Below are 17,415 nucleotides of genomic sequence, written 5' to 3'. Positions count from 1 at the left end.
CGATCGGCCATCCATGGCCGTGCGCGGCTAACCCGGCATCCATGCCGGGTTGCCCACTGCGCAGAACCTGCGCTCGGCCTCTCGATGGGGCAAGAAATCAAAAGCCAGATCAAAAGCCAGATCAAAAGCGCGCGAGGCGGCCTGACAGCCGACCTGATCGGGAGCTTGGTTGAATTTCCCCTGTAGGAGCGAGCCGGCTCCGGGCGGCGTTCCGACGATGATCGCCAACGATAACGCGCCCTGTCTGATTGACCGCGTCGTTTATGCGTTTTTCGCGAGCAGGCTCGCTCCTACAATTGGATGTTTGTCGCCCCGGGATTGGTGGACGCCATATGACCCTGTAGGAGCGATGCTTGCTCGCGAAGAGGCCGTGTCAGTCAATATCAATGGCGCATGTCAGCCCGTATTCGCGAGCTAGTTTTGCTTCTGCAGGTATGCGTGTATCCACTTTTTTTGATAGGCGCCAATGCAAACGCCCCGCAATGCGGGGCGTTTTTTTAACCACTGTTCCTTGGGTCAGCGAATACCGGCGGCACGCAGTGCGCTCGGGATGAACTCGCTGATGGCAAACTTCTGGCCGTACTGAGTACCCTGTTTCGCTTCGTTGATCAGGCCCAATACCACGTAGCGCCCAGCGACCAGATCGTAGAGGGTCTGCGCGGCATAGTTGGCGATGCCATTCTGGTAATCGTTGACCAGATGGCCTCGGCAACGCGCCACAGTTGACCACGGCTGTCGTAGTGATCGACCTCGGCCAGTGCCCAGCTATCCTCGTCAAAGTACATATGGCGTTTGGCGTACAGGTGACGCTCAGTTGGCTTGAGCGTGCCTTCGACTTCCCACACCCGGTGCAGCTCATAGCGGGTCAGGTCCTGGTTGATGTGCCCGGCCTTGACGATGTCGGCATACTTCACAGAAGGCGACCACAGGCGGTAGTTGTTGTACGGGATGTACATTTCCTTCTTGCCCACCAACTTCCAGGTGTAGCGATCAGGCGAACCGTTGTAGAGGTCGGAGTTGTCGGTGGTACGCATGCCGTCGGCAGCGGTCCCCGGGCCGTCATAAGCGATCTCCGGCGCACGGCGCACGCGACGCTGGCCGGCGTTGTAGGTCCAGGCCTGGCGCGGTTCCTTGAGCTGGTCAATGGTCTCGTAGGCGAGGTTGACCGTACCGGTCAGGCGCGCTGGAGCAATCACTTCCTGCTTGAAGTAGTAAAGGATGTTTTCGGTTTTCGACGGGTCGTTGTCGGTAATGTTCTGCGGCGTGCCGAAGGTCTCATTGAAGCCGATTATTGTGTAGTCGCCGCTGGTCTGCGGGACGGCCTGGGCGGTGGTCCGGTAATAGTTTGTGCCACGGTAGCGGGTTTCGTGGTTCCAGATCAGCTCCACGCCAGTCTTCGGGATTGGAAAGGCGTAGTAGCGCGAACTGAAGTTCGCCAGGCTGGAACCGTCGTTGGTCAGCTGGGTTGTCGTGGCGCTCTTTTTAACGGCGTCATAGATGGTTTGCGGCGCGCTGTAGGTGCGGTGAGTCGCGTAGACCGGGATTTTGTAAGTGTTCGGATAGCGTTTAAACAGCGCCAGTTGCCCGGCCGACAACTTGTCTTTGTACTGCTCGGCATTGCTGGCGGTGATGACGAACAGCGGTTTTTCACTGGCGAACGGGTCACCGAGAAAACCGTTCTGCACAGTGCCGGCATTGGCTTTCAGCCCGCCTGTCCAGGCCGGAATGCTGCCGTCGGCGTTGCCTTCCTTCTGCGCGCCCATCGGGGTGAGGCTGGTGCCGAGCTGGTCGGCTTCCTGTTGCGTGACGGCGGCCATGACGCTGGAGGCCAGGAGGCTCAGCGTCAAAACGGCGGATTTCATCAAGGTAGAAGTATTCATGATTAGGTACCTATATCAAAAGTTCACGCCGAAGCTGAGCGACACGAAGTCACGATCGGTCGCGGTGTTGAAGTGACCGCCAAAGAAGTCGGTGTAGGCCAGGCTGGCGGTGTAGGTGCTCTGGTAGTCGGCATTCAGACCGAGGCTGACGGCCTTGACGCCTTCCTCGAAGGTCGGCCCGAACCCGCTGACGTCATGCGAAAAGGCACGTTAGGCGACAAGTTGACGCCGGCAATCGCGTTCGGGTAATCGAGTTGGCCCGCAAGCGATAGCCCCAAGAGTTGCTGCTGTAGAAGCCGTTGTTGTTGCACTCCTGCTGCGGGTTGCTCGCACCCGGGGTGCCGACGCCGGTGCCGATGCAATTGGCATTGGCCGCGCCCGGCAATTCGCCGCCGCCAAACACCGGGTTACGGCCAAAGCGCAAGTCGGTGCCGTCGGCGCTACCGATGCCGCCGATGTGGTCATAACCCACTTCACCGATCACCGTCAGACGGTCGGCGCCGAGCACCTGGTTGAACAACTTGGTCGCCGTGACCTGGGCCTGGGTGAATGGCATACGTTTGTAGCCGTTGATCACCGAACCTGGGTTGAGGGTGTCTTCGCCGCTGACAAATACCGGCGAAACGCGGCTGCCTGAAGCGGCCGATGTCAGGTCGGGGGTGTTGATCTGCATCGGCATGTTTGGCCGGTAGCTGACCTCACCGTTGAGCGATACGCCCGATACGTTAGTGGCGAAGCTCAAGCCATAGAGGCGGATGTCTTCCGGGTAGTCGAGGAAGTAATTCGCGCCGCGGATGGCCGCAAACTGCGCCTGTGCCGCGTTAACTGCCGCAGGCAGCCCCGCGATAGGTGTATAGCGCCCGGTGGTTTGGGTTTCGCTGATGAACGGGCTGCGGCTGTGATAGTTCATCGCGTAGGCGCCGACCTCGGTGTCATTCAACTCCGGAAGGAACCAGCGCAGTGCCAGGCCAAACTGACCACTGTCACGCGCGTCGCGGCTCTCGGCGCGAGGCAGGTAGACATCGTCGAGACCCGCAGCGACGGCTGCTGCGCCGCCGGTGTTCTTCGCCACGCCAGGCGGCAAGTCCTTGCCGGCAACCACGTTGCGATCATTGCAGCCGGTGGCGGCAGAGTCACTGCCGAAGAAGGTCCCGCAGTTGTCCAGGACGGTATGTTTCCACTGGAACTGGTAGAAGCCCTCGGCCGTCAGGTTCTCGGTGATCCCCTGCGACAGGTAAAGCATCGGCACCGGCACCAGGGCTTCTTTGACTTCAGCCCCCGGACTGCGCAGTGCGCTGACGTCGACCGGGTTGATCACGTTGATACCGTTGGGGATGAATGTACTTTCGCCCCAGCTCACCACCTGCTTACCCACGCGCACGTTACCCGGCAGGTCGGCGATGGCGTAGTTGTGATAGACGAAGGCATCGAGGAACTGAGCGCCACTGGCACTGGCGCCCTGGTCACGGCCTTTGTCAGAGATGTCATAGAAGTGCTGGTGACCGTCTTCCTGCTCGAAGTCGTACCAGTATTTGCCGCGCACAAAGGCGCCGCTGTCGCCGTATTTCAGTTCAAGGTCATGCACGCCCTTGAACACCGTGGAGAAGTTTTCGCCAGCGCGAAAGTTCTGCCGGCCATCATCGATGACGCGTGCCGAGCCTCTGCCGACCACGCCAGTACCGCTGTTGTTGGAAATGAAATCTTTGTCGGCGCCGGTAGTAGACCAGCTGCCGCCAATGGACAGCGACGAATCGAACTTGCCCTGAATTTCGCCAAGGTCGAAATCGACCGCGCCTGCTTGGGTGGCCACGCCGAGTGCGACGGCGGCGGCGAGCAGATGCGGCTGGAATACTCCGGGTTTTCTTATTGTCATTCGGTGCTCCATTTCGTGTTTCCTGGAAGTCCCGGCCGGTGCTATGACCGACCTTGTCGGGATTGGCAGATCAACCCAGGTGGCCGTGACGTGTGGGCAAGCCCCTGGTTTTTTTTTAGTGGGCCGGCAATGCGCCCATCCGGTGCCTGACCGGCAGATATACCTTCTCTCCGGTTGGGTGATTTCCCCCCCCTCGCGTGAGGGGGGGTAAGACGAAGTGCGCACCGGCAATCAGTTGTGCCACCCGCGCCGAGTCAGGATTTGATCCAGGGTTGTGCTGATCGCGGTGCAACTGCGCACCATCTCCATACGCTCCCAGGTGGCTTGCTCGCCTTCATGCACCAGTTGCCGCATCTGCGGCAGCGGTAACGGCGACAGCAGTTTGAGCGGGCTGTGCCAGCGCTTGCTGACAAAGATGTTGATGTCGGCGGTGTAGTCCTGGATCAACATGCTGTAGCCAAGATGTTGCCAGCGGGCCAGTGTCGGGTTGCGGATGCGCAGGTGATTTCTACTCAGGCGCAGCAGACGGGTGGCGACACTTTTGCCCAGGCGAATCGGTTGCTCCACTGCGATCTTGAACAGGCCGGGACGCGCATTGGGGTTGGGCGTGAACAGAAGCGCAGCGGGGTTCGCCATGCTGGAGATGAAGTGGTTGACGCCATATAGCCGCCCCAAGCGCTTGGCGGGCAGGTCATCGATGAACGAACCGTCGATCCAGCGTTGTTCCGGCAGATAAGGCACCTGCTGACCGGCAGCGTTCTTCGCCTGCAGCGTGACGGGCGGGAAGATACCCACCACAGCGCCTGAGGCCTGGATCGCAGAGCGAATCAGCACATTGGGTGCGGTGATGGCGTTCAGCAGACGGGGAGCCTGCTGTGGTTCCAGTCCGGTCACGGTGATGTTCAGGTGACGCCCGCTGACGTCGTAGGCTTCGGCAAAGGTCAGGTCGGGTATCAGGCGTTCTATGTAGCTGGCGATTTCCTCTGCTTGCAATACCGAATGCAGGCGTGAGCGTCGCTTTACGGCGGCGCTGTCGAAGGTCATGGTCAGCAGCTCGGGCTGCAGATGTTCGAGCAACTCATCGGGCCTGTGGGTACAGATGATGGCCGCTACCAATGAGCCGGCACTGGAGCCGGAAATGATCTTCGGCAACAGGTCCTGTTCGTAAAGGGCCTTGAGTACCCCCACGTGGAAGTAGCCGAGCATTGCACCACCGCTGAGCATCAGTGCCGAACGACCGAAGCATTGGCTGGCGCGAATGAAGAAGTCCTGGCGCTGCTCCAGCGAAATGATGTCGTCGTCAAGTGCATCGATCGCCTTCAGCGACAGGCAGACTTCGTCGATGTATTGGTGAATCAAATGTTTGGTGCCCATATGCGCATGACTGTAAAGCGCTGCTTTACCCATGCCGGCGAGGTTGCCGTGGATACCCTCGTTGAGGGTGAACATCAGATTGGAGTAGGCGCCGGCGTTGCGCATGTCGCGCAGGCGTTCCATGCGTTGGCGCACGGTGCGGTAGTCATAGTCGTCGCAGACTTCGTTGCGGCGCCAGTCGTCCATGCCACTTTGCTGATCCAGCGCACAGGCGTGCCTGGCCCATTCCTCGTAGCTGTGGGCGTGTTCCATTTTTGCCTGCAATTGAGCGGTTGGCGTCTTGGGCCTAAGCATCTTGATTCTCTCCATTGCTCCGGGACAGGAGGAGGTGTTGCGCGTGGCGCAGGTCAAGCCGAAGGCTCATCGGTGCTGACGGGCGCGGCTGCCACTCGTTTGCGCGGTGGCAGCGGGCGAGCTTGGGCCTCAGGCGATTGCGCCGGTTGGGTGATCAGGGCCAGGTATTGTTCGGTGGATTGCTGAAGGCACTCGATGTAGATGTCCATGTCTGGCAATACATGGCGATCGCTGACCACACCGAGAAGGAGCTCGCCGTAGAGGCTGGTGATGCCGTGGCACAGCGCCATGCCGTCTAAAACGGGCGGAATCGGATACAGCGCCAGCAGTTCGGCACCGGCAACGTATTTGCGTTGCATGCCACCGGTGGGGCCTGGGACGTTAGTAATCAACGTATTTGCCAGGTGGTACTTGCCGGTGTAACGCAGTTGAGTACTCATCCAGCTGCTGAGCATGCGCATCGGCGCAGGCACCAGATCACCCGCGCAGACGATCAGTTCGTGCACCACCTCCCGGGCCAGACCGGTGCCTGATTGCGTGCGTTCCAGAATGGCCTGCAGCCGTTCGACAGGGTCTGCGATATCAGTGCCTATGCCGATCAACATGCCCGATAGCAGGTTGCCGGTCTGGCGGGCCTGGTCGGGTGGAATCGCCACCGGGCACAGCGCGACGAGTGATTCGCTGTCCGGTAATGCCTCGCGGCGTTGCAGGTAGCGGCGCAGCCCGCCACCAATCACGGCGATGATCACGTCATTGAGCGTGGCGCCCTCGGCGCAGCGGCGTACCTGCTTGAGCTCGCTGATCTTCCACGACAGCCCGCCGAACGTTCGGTGCGCAGAAACCTGAGTGTTGAACAGCGTCGTGGGGATGCATTTCTGCGTGGGCTTGTCCTCGCCGCGCATCCTGTTGATCAACTGCAGGCTCGCTTTGCTCATTCCGACACCGGCGCGCAGGCTGCGCCAGGGTTGGGTCATCAGGCGCGGAACGGTTCTGGTCCACATCTGGGCGCGGCTCGGCAGGCGCCCGCCAGAGGGCTGACGGTAGGTGTTCTCGTCGAATTCGGGGTGATCACTCATCAACAGATTGTTGATCTCGATGCCCGCCTTGCCATCGATGTAGGAGTGATGGAAGCGCAGCAACAGGGCGAAGCTGCCGGGCGGCACGCCGTCGATGTTGTTCAGGCCCTCGATGATGGTCAGCTCCCAAGGGGCACGCTCCATATCCAGGGTCCGTGACATGGCGCGTGCGGTGAAAATGCACAACTGACGCCAGTCACCCGGTTGCGGCAGGCCGACGTGGCGGATGTGGTACTCGAGGTCAAAGTTCTTGTCCTCGACCCAGTACGGATCGTCCAGTCGCAAGGGCGCGTGTTGCAGGCGCCGGCGGAACAGTGAGGTGCTGCTCAGGCGGGCGCTGAAGTAGCGAATGATGTCTTTGTGTCGAACCAGACCATTTGGCGCGCTGCGCTGGTCACAGATCCACAGGCTACCGATCACCATGGGTTGGTGGGGGGCGTCGGAATAGAAAAACTGGGCGTCCAGCGGTGTCAGCTGTTTCATGACTGCTTGCTCCAATGGTGTGATGGCAACTAATTCTGCTGCTCAGAGGTACAGCTAATCCCCCTCGACACGAGGGGGGAATGCCGAGTCGAGTTGCAGGACCATCGATTCCAAGGCGCTACATGATTGACGTCGTTCTGGCGTCATTCCCCAAACCTTGTCCATCACCTTGGAGAAAAAGATGTCGCAGAAAGTCTACGTAGCCGGTGTCGGCATGATCCCGTTTGCCAAGCCTGGCCAGAGCGGTACCTATATCGAAATGGGCGCGCAAGCCATCCGCCAGGCGTTGCAGGATGCCGGCCTGGACTATCGCAAGGTGCAGCAGGCTTACGCCGGATACGTGTACGGCGACTCCACAAGCGGCCAGTCGGCGCTTTACGAAGTGGGTCTGACCGGCATTCCGGTGATCAACGTCAACAACAACTGCGGCAGCGGTTCCTCCGCCCTGTACCTGGCGCGCCAGGCTGTGGAAAGCGGCGCAGTGGATTGCGCCCTGGCTTTCGGCTTCGAACAGATGCAGCCCGGCGCCCTGAAAGCCCATTGGCTTGACCGTCCGATCACCTACGGCAAAGGTCATGAAGTGGCCGACGCGATCTTCCCTGAAGGCCGTGAAATGCCGGACGCGCTGAAATTTTTCGGCGGTGCGGGCAAAGAGCACATGGAGAAATACGGCACCAAAATGGAAACCTTCGCGGCCATTCGCGCCAAGGCCAGCCGTCATGGCGCCAACAACCCGTTGTCGGTGTTCAAGAAGGTGTTGACTACCGAAGACGTGATGGCCGACCAGGTGATTTTCCCGGGCGTAATGACCCGTCTGATGGCTTGCCCGCCCACTTGCGGCGGCGCTGCGACCATCCTGGTTTCCGAGCGTTTCGCCAAGCAGCACGGTCTGCGTACCGATGTCTGCATCCTGGCCCAGTCCCTGGTGACCGACCAGCCGGAAGCCTTCGATCCGCCATCGCTGATCAGCATCGTCGGTGTTGGCATGACCCGTCAGGCTTCTACTGAAGTTTATGAAAAAGCCGGCGTCGGACCAGAAGACATCCGCATCTGTGAACTGCATGACTGCTTCGCGCACAACGAACTGCTGACCTATGAAGGCCTGGGTTTCTGTCCGGAAGGCGGCGCCGAAAAATTTGTGATGGACGGCGACAACACCTACGGCGGGCAAGTGGTGATCAACCCGTCGGGTGGTTTGCTGTCCAAAGGTCATCCGTTGGGCGCTACCGGTCTTGCCCAGTGCTACGAGCTGACCCATCAGCTGCGTGGTACCGCTGACAAGCGCCAGGTGGAGAACATCCAGCACGCCCTGCAGCACAACCTGGGCCTGGGCGGCGCAGGCATCGTGACCCTCTTCGGTCGCGGTTGATGACATGGCGCGCCCTTTGTGGGCGCGCCTTTTTTCTGACTGACAGGAGCGCGAGACATGCCAGACAAGAGTCTGATCGGCCGCTCATTGGGCGTGACAAGCTGCGAAGTTGAAAAGGGCCGCCTGCGCTTTTTCGCCAAGGCCATCGGCGAAACCGACCCGGTGTACACCGATGGAAACGCCGCTCGGCAAGCCGGGCACCGGTCATTGCCGGTACCGCCCAGTTTTCTGATGTGCCTGGAAGCCGAAGGGCGCGACAGCGACCATATCGTTCAGGACATTTTCGGCTTCGATCTGGGGCGCATTCTGCATGCCGAACAGGGCTTCGACTATCACGCTCTGGCTTATGCCGGCGACGTGCTCACCTTCGATACGCGGGTGGTGGATGTGTACGAGAAAAAAGGCGGGGCGTTGACCTTCGTGGTGCAACAGACCCGCGTCACCAATCAGGATGGTCAGCACATCGCTGATATCCGCTCGTCACTCGTGCAGCGCTGAGGAGCCCGTCATGAAGTTATCCATCATGAACCCATCTCAGCTGCGTGATGTGCAGATCGGCTTTGAGCTGCCGCCGCTGATTTTACCCGCGATCAACCGCACTACGCTGGCGTTGTATGCCGGGGCCTCGGGTGATCACAACCAGGTGCACATCGATCTGGATTTTGCCCGCAAGGCCCGCCAGCCCGATGTATTTGCGCACGGCATGCTCTCGGTGGCCTACCTCGGTCGTCTGCTGACCGGCTGGGTACCGCAACAGCAGATCCGCAGCCTGGCGGTGCGATTTACCGGCATCACCCAACTCGGCCACATCCCCACGTGCCACGGCAAGGTTATCGACCTGTTCGAGGTCGACGGCGAGCGACGCGCGCGCATTGCGATCTGCTGCGTCAATCAATACGGCGACGAGAAACTGGTCGGCGAAGCCACCGTGGCGCTCATTTGAATACCTATCTGAACTGAACAAGAACAAGGAATATCTCCATGAAAAAACTCGAAGGCAAAGTGGCGCTGGTGACCGGTTCCGGTCGTGGCATCGGGCGCAGTGTCGCCCTGAAACTGGCGAGCGACGGCGCGCGCGTCGTAGTCAACGACCTGGACGCTGGTCCTGCCGAAGAAGTGGTTGCTGAAATCCGCGCCCTTGGCGGTGAAGCCGTCGCCTGTGTGGGCAGCGTGACCGCCGCCGATTTCGCCGAGCGCTTCGTCAAGACCGCGGTCGACAACTACGGCGCGATCGACATCATCGTCAACAACGCCGGCTACACCTGGGACAACGTGATCCAGAAGATGAGCGATGAGCAGTGGTACGCGATCATCGACTGCCACATCACCGCGCCGTTCCGCATTCTGCGTGCCGCCCAGCCGATCATCAGCGCCATGGCCAAAAAGGAAGCCGCCGAAGGTCGCGTGGTTAACCGCAAGGTGGTCAACATCGCGTCGACCTCCGCTGGCGGCAACCCGGGGCAGGTCAACTACTCCACGGCCAAAGCCGGCGTGCTGGGCATGACCAAATGCCTGGCCAAGGAATGGGGACGCATGAAGGTCAACGTCAACGCCGTTGCTTTCGGCCATATCGAGACCCGTCAGACGCAACCGGTGGAGGGCGATCCGCGCTTCATCAACATCGAAGGTCGCGAGATCAAGGTGGGCATCAGTCCTGCTATTGTCGAGCAGTCCAAAAGTATGATTCCGCTGGGTCGTCCGGGTAACACCGAGGAAGCAGCCGGCGCCGTGTACCTGTTCTGCATCCCGGAATCGGATTACGTCAGCGGCCAGGTACTGGTCTGCGGCGGCGGTCTGGGCAACGTCTGAAAACCGGGCGGGGCGCTTCGGCGCTCCGCCATCCTGGAGTTCATGGCGATGACCGTGCCAATTTCCGATAACCCCAAACGACGCCTGCTGCACACCCGCAAGGTGGTCTGCACCGGCTATGAGCGCGATGACGGCCTGTTCGATATCGAAGGATGCTTGCTCGATACCAAGGGCGTTGACACCGAATTCGCTTACGGGACGATTCCCGCCAATGGTGTGCTGCACTACATGCGCATCGTCATGACCATCGACCAGAAGATGCAGATCGTCCAGCTCAAAGCCATTTCCGAGCAGGCGCCTACACCCGTGTGCAGCCATGTCAATCGAGCCTACGCGACACTTGTGGGTCTGCGCATCGGCGCCGGCTTCAAGAAGCGGGTCGCTGAGCGCGTCGGGGGATTGAAGGGCTGCACTCATCTCACCGAAATGCTGGGACCGATGGCAACTACTGCCATCCAGACCATGGCACCGGTGATGCAGAAACGACTGCGCGAGCGTGCCGCCGCGGACCCTGATTTCAAGATGCCGAACCATTGGGTGATCGGCACCTGCCACGCCTACCACCCCGAAGGCGATGCTGCGCGTCGCGTCAGTGAGTGGCGCCCCATCAAAGATCCTTCATAGACCTGCAAGGGTTTGTGTTTGCCCAGTTACTCGCCCCTTGTAGGAGCGAGCCTGCTCGCGAAAAACGTCCGGCAAACGCGTTCATTCAGACAGGGCGCGTTATCGTTCACGTCCATCGCGAGCAGGCTCGCTCCTACAGTTGATCGACGAACGCCGGCCCATTGTGATCGTTCCCACGCTCTGCGTGGGAATGCATCCTGTGACGCTCCGCGTCACCATTGCGCAGGACTCAAGCCGTGCGTCGTCAGCGGGACGCGGAGCGTCCCCGGCGGCATTCCCACGCAGAGCGTGGGAACGATCAGGTCAAGAGCTCGCTAGAGCGCCTGGTCCTTGTCGACCGTCGGCGAAGCTGACTTTCGGGCAACGCGTCTGGCTTTTGGGGTCTTGGGCGTTTCGGTTTGGGCGGCCTGGGTAGCCACTGCCTTCATTTCCTCGTAGGAATCTTTCAGGCATTGCGCAAGGAAGTCCGGGTCGGGAACGACGTTCGGTGAGCTGGTCAACGAGATGAACATTTTTTCGCAGTAGCTGGTGGGGTTCCAGATCAATGACAGGCCATCGACCAACGGGCCAACACCGCACCAGTACACCAGCTTGGCGCCGAGCATGTAGAGCGGCACATTGGGGCCCGGGACGTTGGTCACCATGCAATTGTGCAACACCACCGGGCCCTTGCCGCCCATGCCCATCAGCGTCGCAAGGCGGCCGGCGAGGCCCAGGGTCGCCGGGGGCGCGAATTTCTGCAGATTGGTCAGGTCGCTTGCACCGACCGCATTCTGGATCGCCTTGGATTGCGAAGTGGCGGCCTGTAACGCTTGCAGCCGGGCGACCGGGTCCTCGATGTCCGTGCGCAAGGGGAAGGTGAGCATTGACACGGTGTTGCCGGCGGCGACGGATTCATTGCCCTGGCGGGTGTTGACCGGTGCCAGGGTCATCAGTGATTTCTCCGGCAGTTCATCCTTCGCAATCAGGTAACGACGCATCGCCCCGCCGACCATCGCCAGGACCGCATCGTTGACGGTCGCGCCGGGCACCAGGCTTTTGATCTGTTTCACAACAGCCAGATCGAGGGTGACCGAATCCCAGACCCGACCGGATACGACATTGCTGTTGAAGCGTGTGCGCGGTGCGCCACCTTCGGAGCCAAGTACCGAGCATGCCACTTTGCGCAAGCTGGCGACGGTAAGTTTGGGCAACACGCGGGCCAGCGGCAGCGCCATGCGGGCGGAGGCCGAGATGTTGTCTGTAAACATGCGACTGACCGTATCCAGCATGCCCCATCGCGGCGGGGAGCTGGCTGCAGGCTTGTTATCAACCACCGCGACGGGTTTGCCCTGTGCGCCGGCCAGATCGTGCAAGGCCCAGGTCAGCTCCGCTGCCGCAGCGCCGTCCATCGCGGCGTGGTGCGTCTTGGTGAGGATGGCGAAACTGCCCTTGGGAATGCCTTCGATATTGTCGAGGCCCTCGATCACATACATTTCCCAGGGTGCCCGGGCAAGGTCCATCGAACGGGCATGGATGCGAGACACCTGAATGCAGAACTGGCGCCAGTCACCCGGTTTGGGCAGGGCGAAATGCCGAACGTGGAAGTCGATGTCGAACAGATCATCTTCCACCCAGTAGGGATAACCGAGGCTAAAGGGCACCTGGATGATCTTGCGCTTGAACACCGGCGAGACGTCGAGGCGATCCGAAATATGGCGCACGATCTCCCGAAAGCCGAGGCGTTGCCCCTCTACCGTGGACTGATCGTAGATGTAGATCATGGTGCAGTGTGACGCGGCATGGGGGCGATCGACATTCAGGAACAGGGCGTCTTGCCCGCTGAGTTTGCTCATCGTTGAGGCTCTCGCAAGGTGGTGGAGGTTGTCTGGCTGACACTTGAAATGAAGGACACTTGAACTGACGAATACGCACTGCGTGGCTCATCAATACGACTAAGGTCGTGTGGCAGATTCGTCGATCTGCACTTGACCCGTCCCCCTGCAAATGGGGGGGAAGTGCGGCTGGCGCCGTCTTTATTCTGGAGGCTATCGAAGGGTCCTGTGCGCGTCGCCTCGGTGCGCAAGTTGACCCTCGCCAGGGGAGGGATTTTGCGTGTTGAGTGAAGAGCAGTGCGTGAATGACGCAGGAGCAGGTAATTCACGCAGTCCGTGGTGGGAGCGTTTGCCCGAGGACTTCTGGCGGCAGCCCGATGGTACTGAGCTGGATGCAAGGCACCCTTTGAAGATCCATGGCACCGCCGCCATCGAGCGGGTGATGCGCACCTCCCTGTCGGCTACGGTGGCGGCGTCCGCTCTGATGACGCTAGCCAAACCTGGCCGCTTGCAGCGCGAGTTCGAGGCACTGCGCTTCTACGAACCGCTGGCGCGCGCGGCAGACGCCTCGCGCGTATTCCTGCCACCGCCGAAGGACATCGTCATTTCAGAGTGCGCGTTGCCCGGCGAGGACATTCACCGGCTCCAGTTGCGTTTCGCCAGTCCGTTCAAACCGCTCAACCCTTTCGCCCGGCCGCAGTTCGAGGCTATGCAACGCAATGCGTTCGCCCATGCCCAGCACTGGTGCCATGGCGACCGGCCGCGACCGACGCTGATCGTCATCCACGGGTTCGCCGCCGACCCGCACTGGCTGAACGCCCATGCTCTGTCGTTGAACGCTTTCTATCGCCGGGGCTACGACATCCTGCTGTTCACTTATCCGCACCATGGCCAGCGTGCCGAACACGGCGACTGGTTCAGCGGTCAGGGACTGTTTGGCAGTGGGCTGGTGGCCTTTAACGAGGCGCCGCTTCATGCGATCCACGACCTGCGGGTGTTCATCAATTATCTACAGGGGCGAGGTGTCGAGCATATTGGTGTGACGGGCATTTCACTCGGCGGATATACCGCGGCGCTGCTGGCGGCCGTTGATGAGCGCCTGGCCTGGTGCATACCGATTGTGCCGGCGGTCAGCCCGGTCGACGTGTTCCTTGAGTGGCAACCCACGGGACTGTTGCTCTCCCGGCTGATGCGCAACCAGGGCATTGGCGTGGCCGAAATGCGCGGATTGCTGGCCGTGCACAACCCGCTGACCTACGCCCCATGCCTGGACGGCGAGCGCATGCTGATCATCGGCGGCGCCGGAGACCGGGTCACCATGCCACGCCACCTGCGCCTGTTGCACCAGCACTGGCCCGGCAGTGCGTTGCACTGGTTTGCGGGCAATCACATCATCCATTTTGGCCGGCGCGAGTATCTGACGTGCATGGGCGCATTGATGGATCGATACTCCGGTCTGTAGGAGCGAGCTCGCTCGCGATGGTCGTTAACGAAAACGCGTGTTCCCTGGGTGAGCGCGGTGTTCTTCAGTCCATCGCGAGCAAGCTCGCTCCTACAGCTAAGTCATGAGCCGGAACCTCGACGATCCTTCAGGCAATGGGCGGGAATCCCGATCAACAGGAGCACCGCGCCGAGCACCATCACGGCGGCCATTACATCGAACGCCAGGTACAGACTGCCGGTAGCAGATTTTATCGCCCCGACGGCGGCCTGGCTGAGCACGCCGGCGAGGTTGCCCACACTGCTGATGATTGCGATGCCACCCGCCGCACCCGCCGAATTCAACAGTGCGGGCGGGATCGTCCAGAACAGGGGGATGGCTGACAGCGCGGCGGCGGAGCCCAGGCTCATGAGAAAAATCGATAGAGAGACATTGCCATGCACCAGGCCGAGCAGGGCGAAGCTACCCGCACCCACCAGCATGGTCAGGCTCAGATGCCAGCGCCGCTCCATATGTCGGTCGGAACTGCGACCCAGCAGATACATGGCACACAGGGCGACGAGAAATGGCAGGGCAGCCAGCATGCCGATCAGTTTCAGGTCTTCCAGGCCGAAGCCCCGGATCAGCGTCGGGATCCAGTAGGTCACGGTGTTTGAGCCGCTGTAGATGCAGAAGTACACCACGCCGGCGATATACAAGCGAGGGTCGCGCAGCACGCCGCCAAAGTGACCGCCGACGGCGTTCTGTTCACTGGAAATGGCTTGGGCGATCTGGCGCTTCTCGTCGTCGCTCAGCCAGTTGGCCTGCTCGGGACGGTCGGTCAGCCAGAACCAGCCGAAGATGCCAAGCACAATGGTCGGTGCACCGGTCAAAATGAACAAAACCTGCCAGTCCTTGAAGCCCAGCCAGCCATCCAGGTGCGCCATGATCACGCCGGACAACGGCCCGCAGATGATTCCGGCAACCATTCCCGACATCAGCAAACCGGCCGTGACCCGTCCGCGCAGAGACGCGGGTAGCCAGTAGGTCATGTACAGGATCATCCCGGGAAAGAAGCCTGCCTCCGCCACACCGAGCAGAAAGCGTGCGGCGATCAGTTGGTTTGCCGTGGTGACGAAGGCCGTCGCCACGGTCACCATGCCCCACAACAGCATGATGCGGGTCAGTGTGCGGCGAGCGCCGACCCGTTGCATGTAGAGATTGCTGGGGATCTCGAAGAGGATATAGCCGAGATAAAAGATCCCTGCGCCGATACCGTAGGCGGCGTCGCTCAACAAGATGTCCTCGGCCATGCGCAGCTTGGCGAAAGACAGGTTTATCCGGTCGATGGCATTGACTACGAAGGCCAGCATCAGAAACGGCATCAACCGCCATAGCACCTTGGCGTATACGCGCCTTGTAACCGGGGGCGCGACGGCGGCGCCCAAATGTTGCTCAACGGTGTCGTTCATGTGTTGCTCCAGCGCGGGTGGTCCGCTTGTTGTTCTTGGGAAGGGTGTGGAGTCGGGTAAGCATCGGGGGACGGTCGGCCTTCAGACCACGAGTTCGATCAGGAACGGCCCCGGGCGGTGGTTGGCCATGGCGAAAAGCTCATTAAAGCGCTCCATGGTTTCGGCCTTCGCGGCTTCTACACCCATGCCGGTAGCGATCTGCACCCAATCCAGATCCGGATTACCGATGTCGAGCATGCTCATGGCGGTCGCGCCGGCCGTGGCGCCGACGCTGGCGAGTTCGTGCTGGAGAATGGCGTACTTGCGGTTGGCGAGGATCACCACGGTGACGTCGAGACGCTCGCGGGCCATGGACCACAGTGCCTGCGGCGTGTACATGGCGGAACCGTCGGCCTGCAGGGCAATCACCCGTCGCCCGGGAGCGGCGACGGCCGCTCCGAGGGCCATTGGCAGGCCGTGACCGATGGCACCACCGGTGTTCTGCAGCCAGTCATGGGGTGCTGCATGGCGGGTTCCCGGATAGAACGCATGGCCGAAGGTCGCGGCCTCGTCGACGACGATGGCCTGCTCCGGTAGCAGGGCGCTAAGAGACTGGGCGACGGCAGCGGATGTCAGCGGGCCGGTACCGAGCTCGGCTACTGGAGCGATCTCTGGAGGTGCCAGTGGCGGCGCAGCCAGCTCCTCGGCCAGGCGCCGCAGGGCGTCGGCCAAGTCCTCTTCGGGGCGCGCCAGCACGTGGATGGTGGCATCGTCCGGGCAGGGTCGGGACGGCTTGCCCGGATAAGCGAAGAAGTTCGCGGGTGCCGGCGCGCCGACCAGAATGATATCGGCGATGCCGGCAAGTCGTGCCCGCGCCGCGTCACCGAAGTAGGGCATCCGTTCGATCTCGAAGCGACCACGGCCACGGGGTATTCGCGCGTTCTGCACGGGGCAGAGCAGTTGTGCGCCGGTCGCCGCCGCGATCCGGTGGGCATCGGCCAGGGCATCTTGCGCGAGGGCACGACCGGCCAGCAGCAATAGGCTGGGCCGTCCGCTTCGCAGGGTGCGGGCGACCTTGTGCACGACGTCCGGGGAAACGCGTGGGGCGGGTATCGCCGGCAGCGCCGCGGCAACCTGGCCGCCGGTGTTCCAGCTGGCATCGGAGGGCAGGACCAAGCTGGCCACCCCACCCGGTGCGGCACAGGCTGCCTGGATTGCCGCAGCTGCGGCGGCACCGACTGCGCCGGCCTCGGTGGCGGTGCGCGTCCATACTGACACGGGACGAGCCCAGCCTTCGACGTCGGTGGTCAGCGGCGTGTCGTACTGACGGTGCCAGGTCGCGTGGTCACCGATGATGTTGATGACTGGCGAGTTCGCTCGTCGCGCGTTATGCAGATTGGCCAGGCCGTTCGCCAGTCCGGGCCCGCAGTGCAGCAGGGTGGCCGCTGGCCTGTCGGCAATGCGCGCATAGCCATCCGCGGCGCCGGTTACCACTCCTTCGAACAAGCCCAGCACGCAGCGCATGCCAGGGACTCGATCGAGCGCGGCGACAAAATGCATTTCGCTGGTGCCTGGATTGGCGAAGCAGGTGTCCACGCCACTTTCCAGCAGCGTGCGTACCAGGCTTTCGGCGCCGTTCATTGGCGCGGTGCTGTTGCTCATATGTTTTTTCCTCAGGCTCGGCGGTATGGGGGAGGGAGGTTCTGCGCCGAGTATAAGGAACGGCAACGCGCGCCCGTTCCGGATTCAATCTGTTGACGAAAGACCGGTAACTTGCTGAAAAAACACGTTTATTTATCGCTCGCCAAAAACTGGTCGGCGACGCTTCCGGATAACATGTCGCCCACTCGGAAGGAGGGGGCGGGGCGCAGAAGTGATCCAATAGGGTGTCGGGCCGTAGCTTCCCGCCAGACAGGCGCGCAGGCAATCCAACCCCCTGTACGAGGTC

12 protein-coding genes and 2 pseudogenes are annotated in these 17,415 nt (G+C 61.4%); 6 read left to right on the top strand and 8 right to left on the bottom strand.

The window, feature by feature from the left end:
• Positions 1–27: 27 nt before the first annotated feature.
• The 5 genes and pseudogenes from CES87_RS32390 to CES87_RS18730 all read right to left on the bottom strand — a co-directional run bounded on the left by CES87_RS32390 (position 28) and on the right by CES87_RS18730 (position 6,980).
• Positions 28–228 carry a hypothetical protein gene (locus CES87_RS32390; protein ID WP_178081447.1) on the bottom strand — a complete coding sequence of 67 codons (201 nt, stop codon included), beginning with the start codon at positions 226–228 and terminating at the stop codon, positions 28–30.
• A 288-nt stretch (positions 229–516) separates the two neighbouring features.
• Positions 517–1,880: pseudogene (locus CES87_RS18745) on the bottom strand (DUF1329 domain-containing protein).
• 15 nt (positions 1,881–1,895) lie between these two features.
• Positions 1,896–3,753 (bottom strand): annotated as a pseudogene (locus CES87_RS18740) (DUF1302 domain-containing protein).
• A 231-nt stretch (positions 3,754–3,984) separates the two neighbouring features.
• Positions 3,985–5,421, bottom strand: a complete 1,437-nt coding sequence (locus CES87_RS18735; protein ID WP_178081446.1) for a DUF3336 domain-containing protein — start codon at positions 5,419–5,421, stop codon at positions 3,985–3,987.
• Between the two features lie 53 nt (positions 5,422–5,474).
• A complete protein-coding gene (locus tag CES87_RS18730; protein WP_128607282.1) occupies positions 5,475–6,980 on the bottom strand; it encodes a wax ester/triacylglycerol synthase family O-acyltransferase in 1,506 nt (501 codons plus the stop codon).
• A gap of 181 nt (positions 6,981–7,161) precedes the next feature.
• On the opposite strand from CES87_RS18730, the gene CES87_RS18725 reads away from it, so the two are divergent.
• Genes CES87_RS18725 through CES87_RS18705 form a run of 5 tightly spaced genes read left to right on the top strand, consistent with a single transcriptional unit; the run spans position 7,162 to position 10,782 of the window.
• Complete coding sequence (locus tag CES87_RS18725; protein WP_128607281.1) at positions 7,162–8,349, top strand: lipid-transfer protein; 1,188 nt, start codon at positions 7,162–7,164, stop codon at positions 8,347–8,349.
• A gap of 57 nt (positions 8,350–8,406) precedes the next feature.
• Positions 8,407–8,847, top strand: coding sequence for a MaoC family dehydratase N-terminal domain-containing protein (locus tag CES87_RS18720; protein WP_128607280.1), 441 nt, complete (start codon positions 8,407–8,409; stop codon positions 8,845–8,847).
• 25 nt (positions 8,848–8,872) lie between these two features.
• Positions 8,873–9,292 (top strand): MaoC/PaaZ C-terminal domain-containing protein, encoded by a 420-nt coding sequence (locus CES87_RS18715; protein WP_128607354.1) that lies wholly within the window; start codon positions 8,873–8,875, stop codon positions 9,290–9,292.
• Between the two features lie 38 nt (positions 9,293–9,330).
• A complete protein-coding gene (locus CES87_RS18710; protein ID WP_128607279.1) occupies positions 9,331–10,158 on the top strand; it encodes an SDR family NAD(P)-dependent oxidoreductase in 828 nt (275 codons plus the stop codon).
• A 48-nt stretch (positions 10,159–10,206) separates the two neighbouring features.
• The gene (locus CES87_RS18705; protein ID WP_128607278.1) at positions 10,207–10,782 is read left to right on the top strand and encodes a DUF2889 domain-containing protein; all 576 of its coding nucleotides are present in this window, start codon (positions 10,207–10,209) and stop codon (positions 10,780–10,782) included.
• Positions 10,783–11,096: 314 nt separating this feature from the next.
• On the opposite strand, the gene CES87_RS18700 is transcribed toward CES87_RS18705, so the two are convergent.
• Positions 11,097–12,617 (bottom strand): wax ester/triacylglycerol synthase family O-acyltransferase, encoded by a 1,521-nt coding sequence (locus CES87_RS18700; RefSeq protein WP_128607277.1) that lies wholly within the window; start codon positions 12,615–12,617, stop codon positions 11,097–11,099.
• A 280-nt stretch (positions 12,618–12,897) separates the two neighbouring features.
• Here CES87_RS18700 and CES87_RS18695 point away from each other — a divergent pair, with 280 nt between their 5' ends.
• Positions 12,898–14,058, top strand: a complete 1,161-nt coding sequence (locus tag CES87_RS18695; protein WP_128607276.1) for a S9 family peptidase — start codon at positions 12,898–12,900, stop codon at positions 14,056–14,058.
• Positions 14,059–14,159: 101 nt separating this feature from the next.
• Here the strand turns inward: CES87_RS18695 and CES87_RS18690 are convergent, their stop codons facing one another.
• Both CES87_RS18690 and CES87_RS18685 read right to left on the bottom strand, forming a co-directional pair.
• On the bottom strand, positions 14,160–15,488 hold the full coding sequence (locus CES87_RS18690; RefSeq protein WP_128607275.1) for an MFS transporter: 1,329 nt from the start codon (positions 15,486–15,488) through the stop codon (positions 14,160–14,162).
• 81 nt (positions 15,489–15,569) lie between these two features.
• Complete coding sequence (locus CES87_RS18685; protein WP_218196331.1) at positions 15,570–17,129, bottom strand: acetolactate synthase large subunit; 1,560 nt, start codon at positions 17,127–17,129, stop codon at positions 15,570–15,572.
• Between the last annotated feature and the right edge of the window lie 286 nt (positions 17,130–17,415).

This window comes from Pseudomonas sp. ERMR1:02, assembly GCF_002277815.1.
GTDB lineage: Bacteria > Pseudomonadota > Gammaproteobacteria > Pseudomonadales > Pseudomonadaceae > Aquipseudomonas.
The sequence above is the reverse complement of the archived record's forward strand: the minus strand, read 5'-3'. Positions and strand labels throughout refer to the sequence as shown.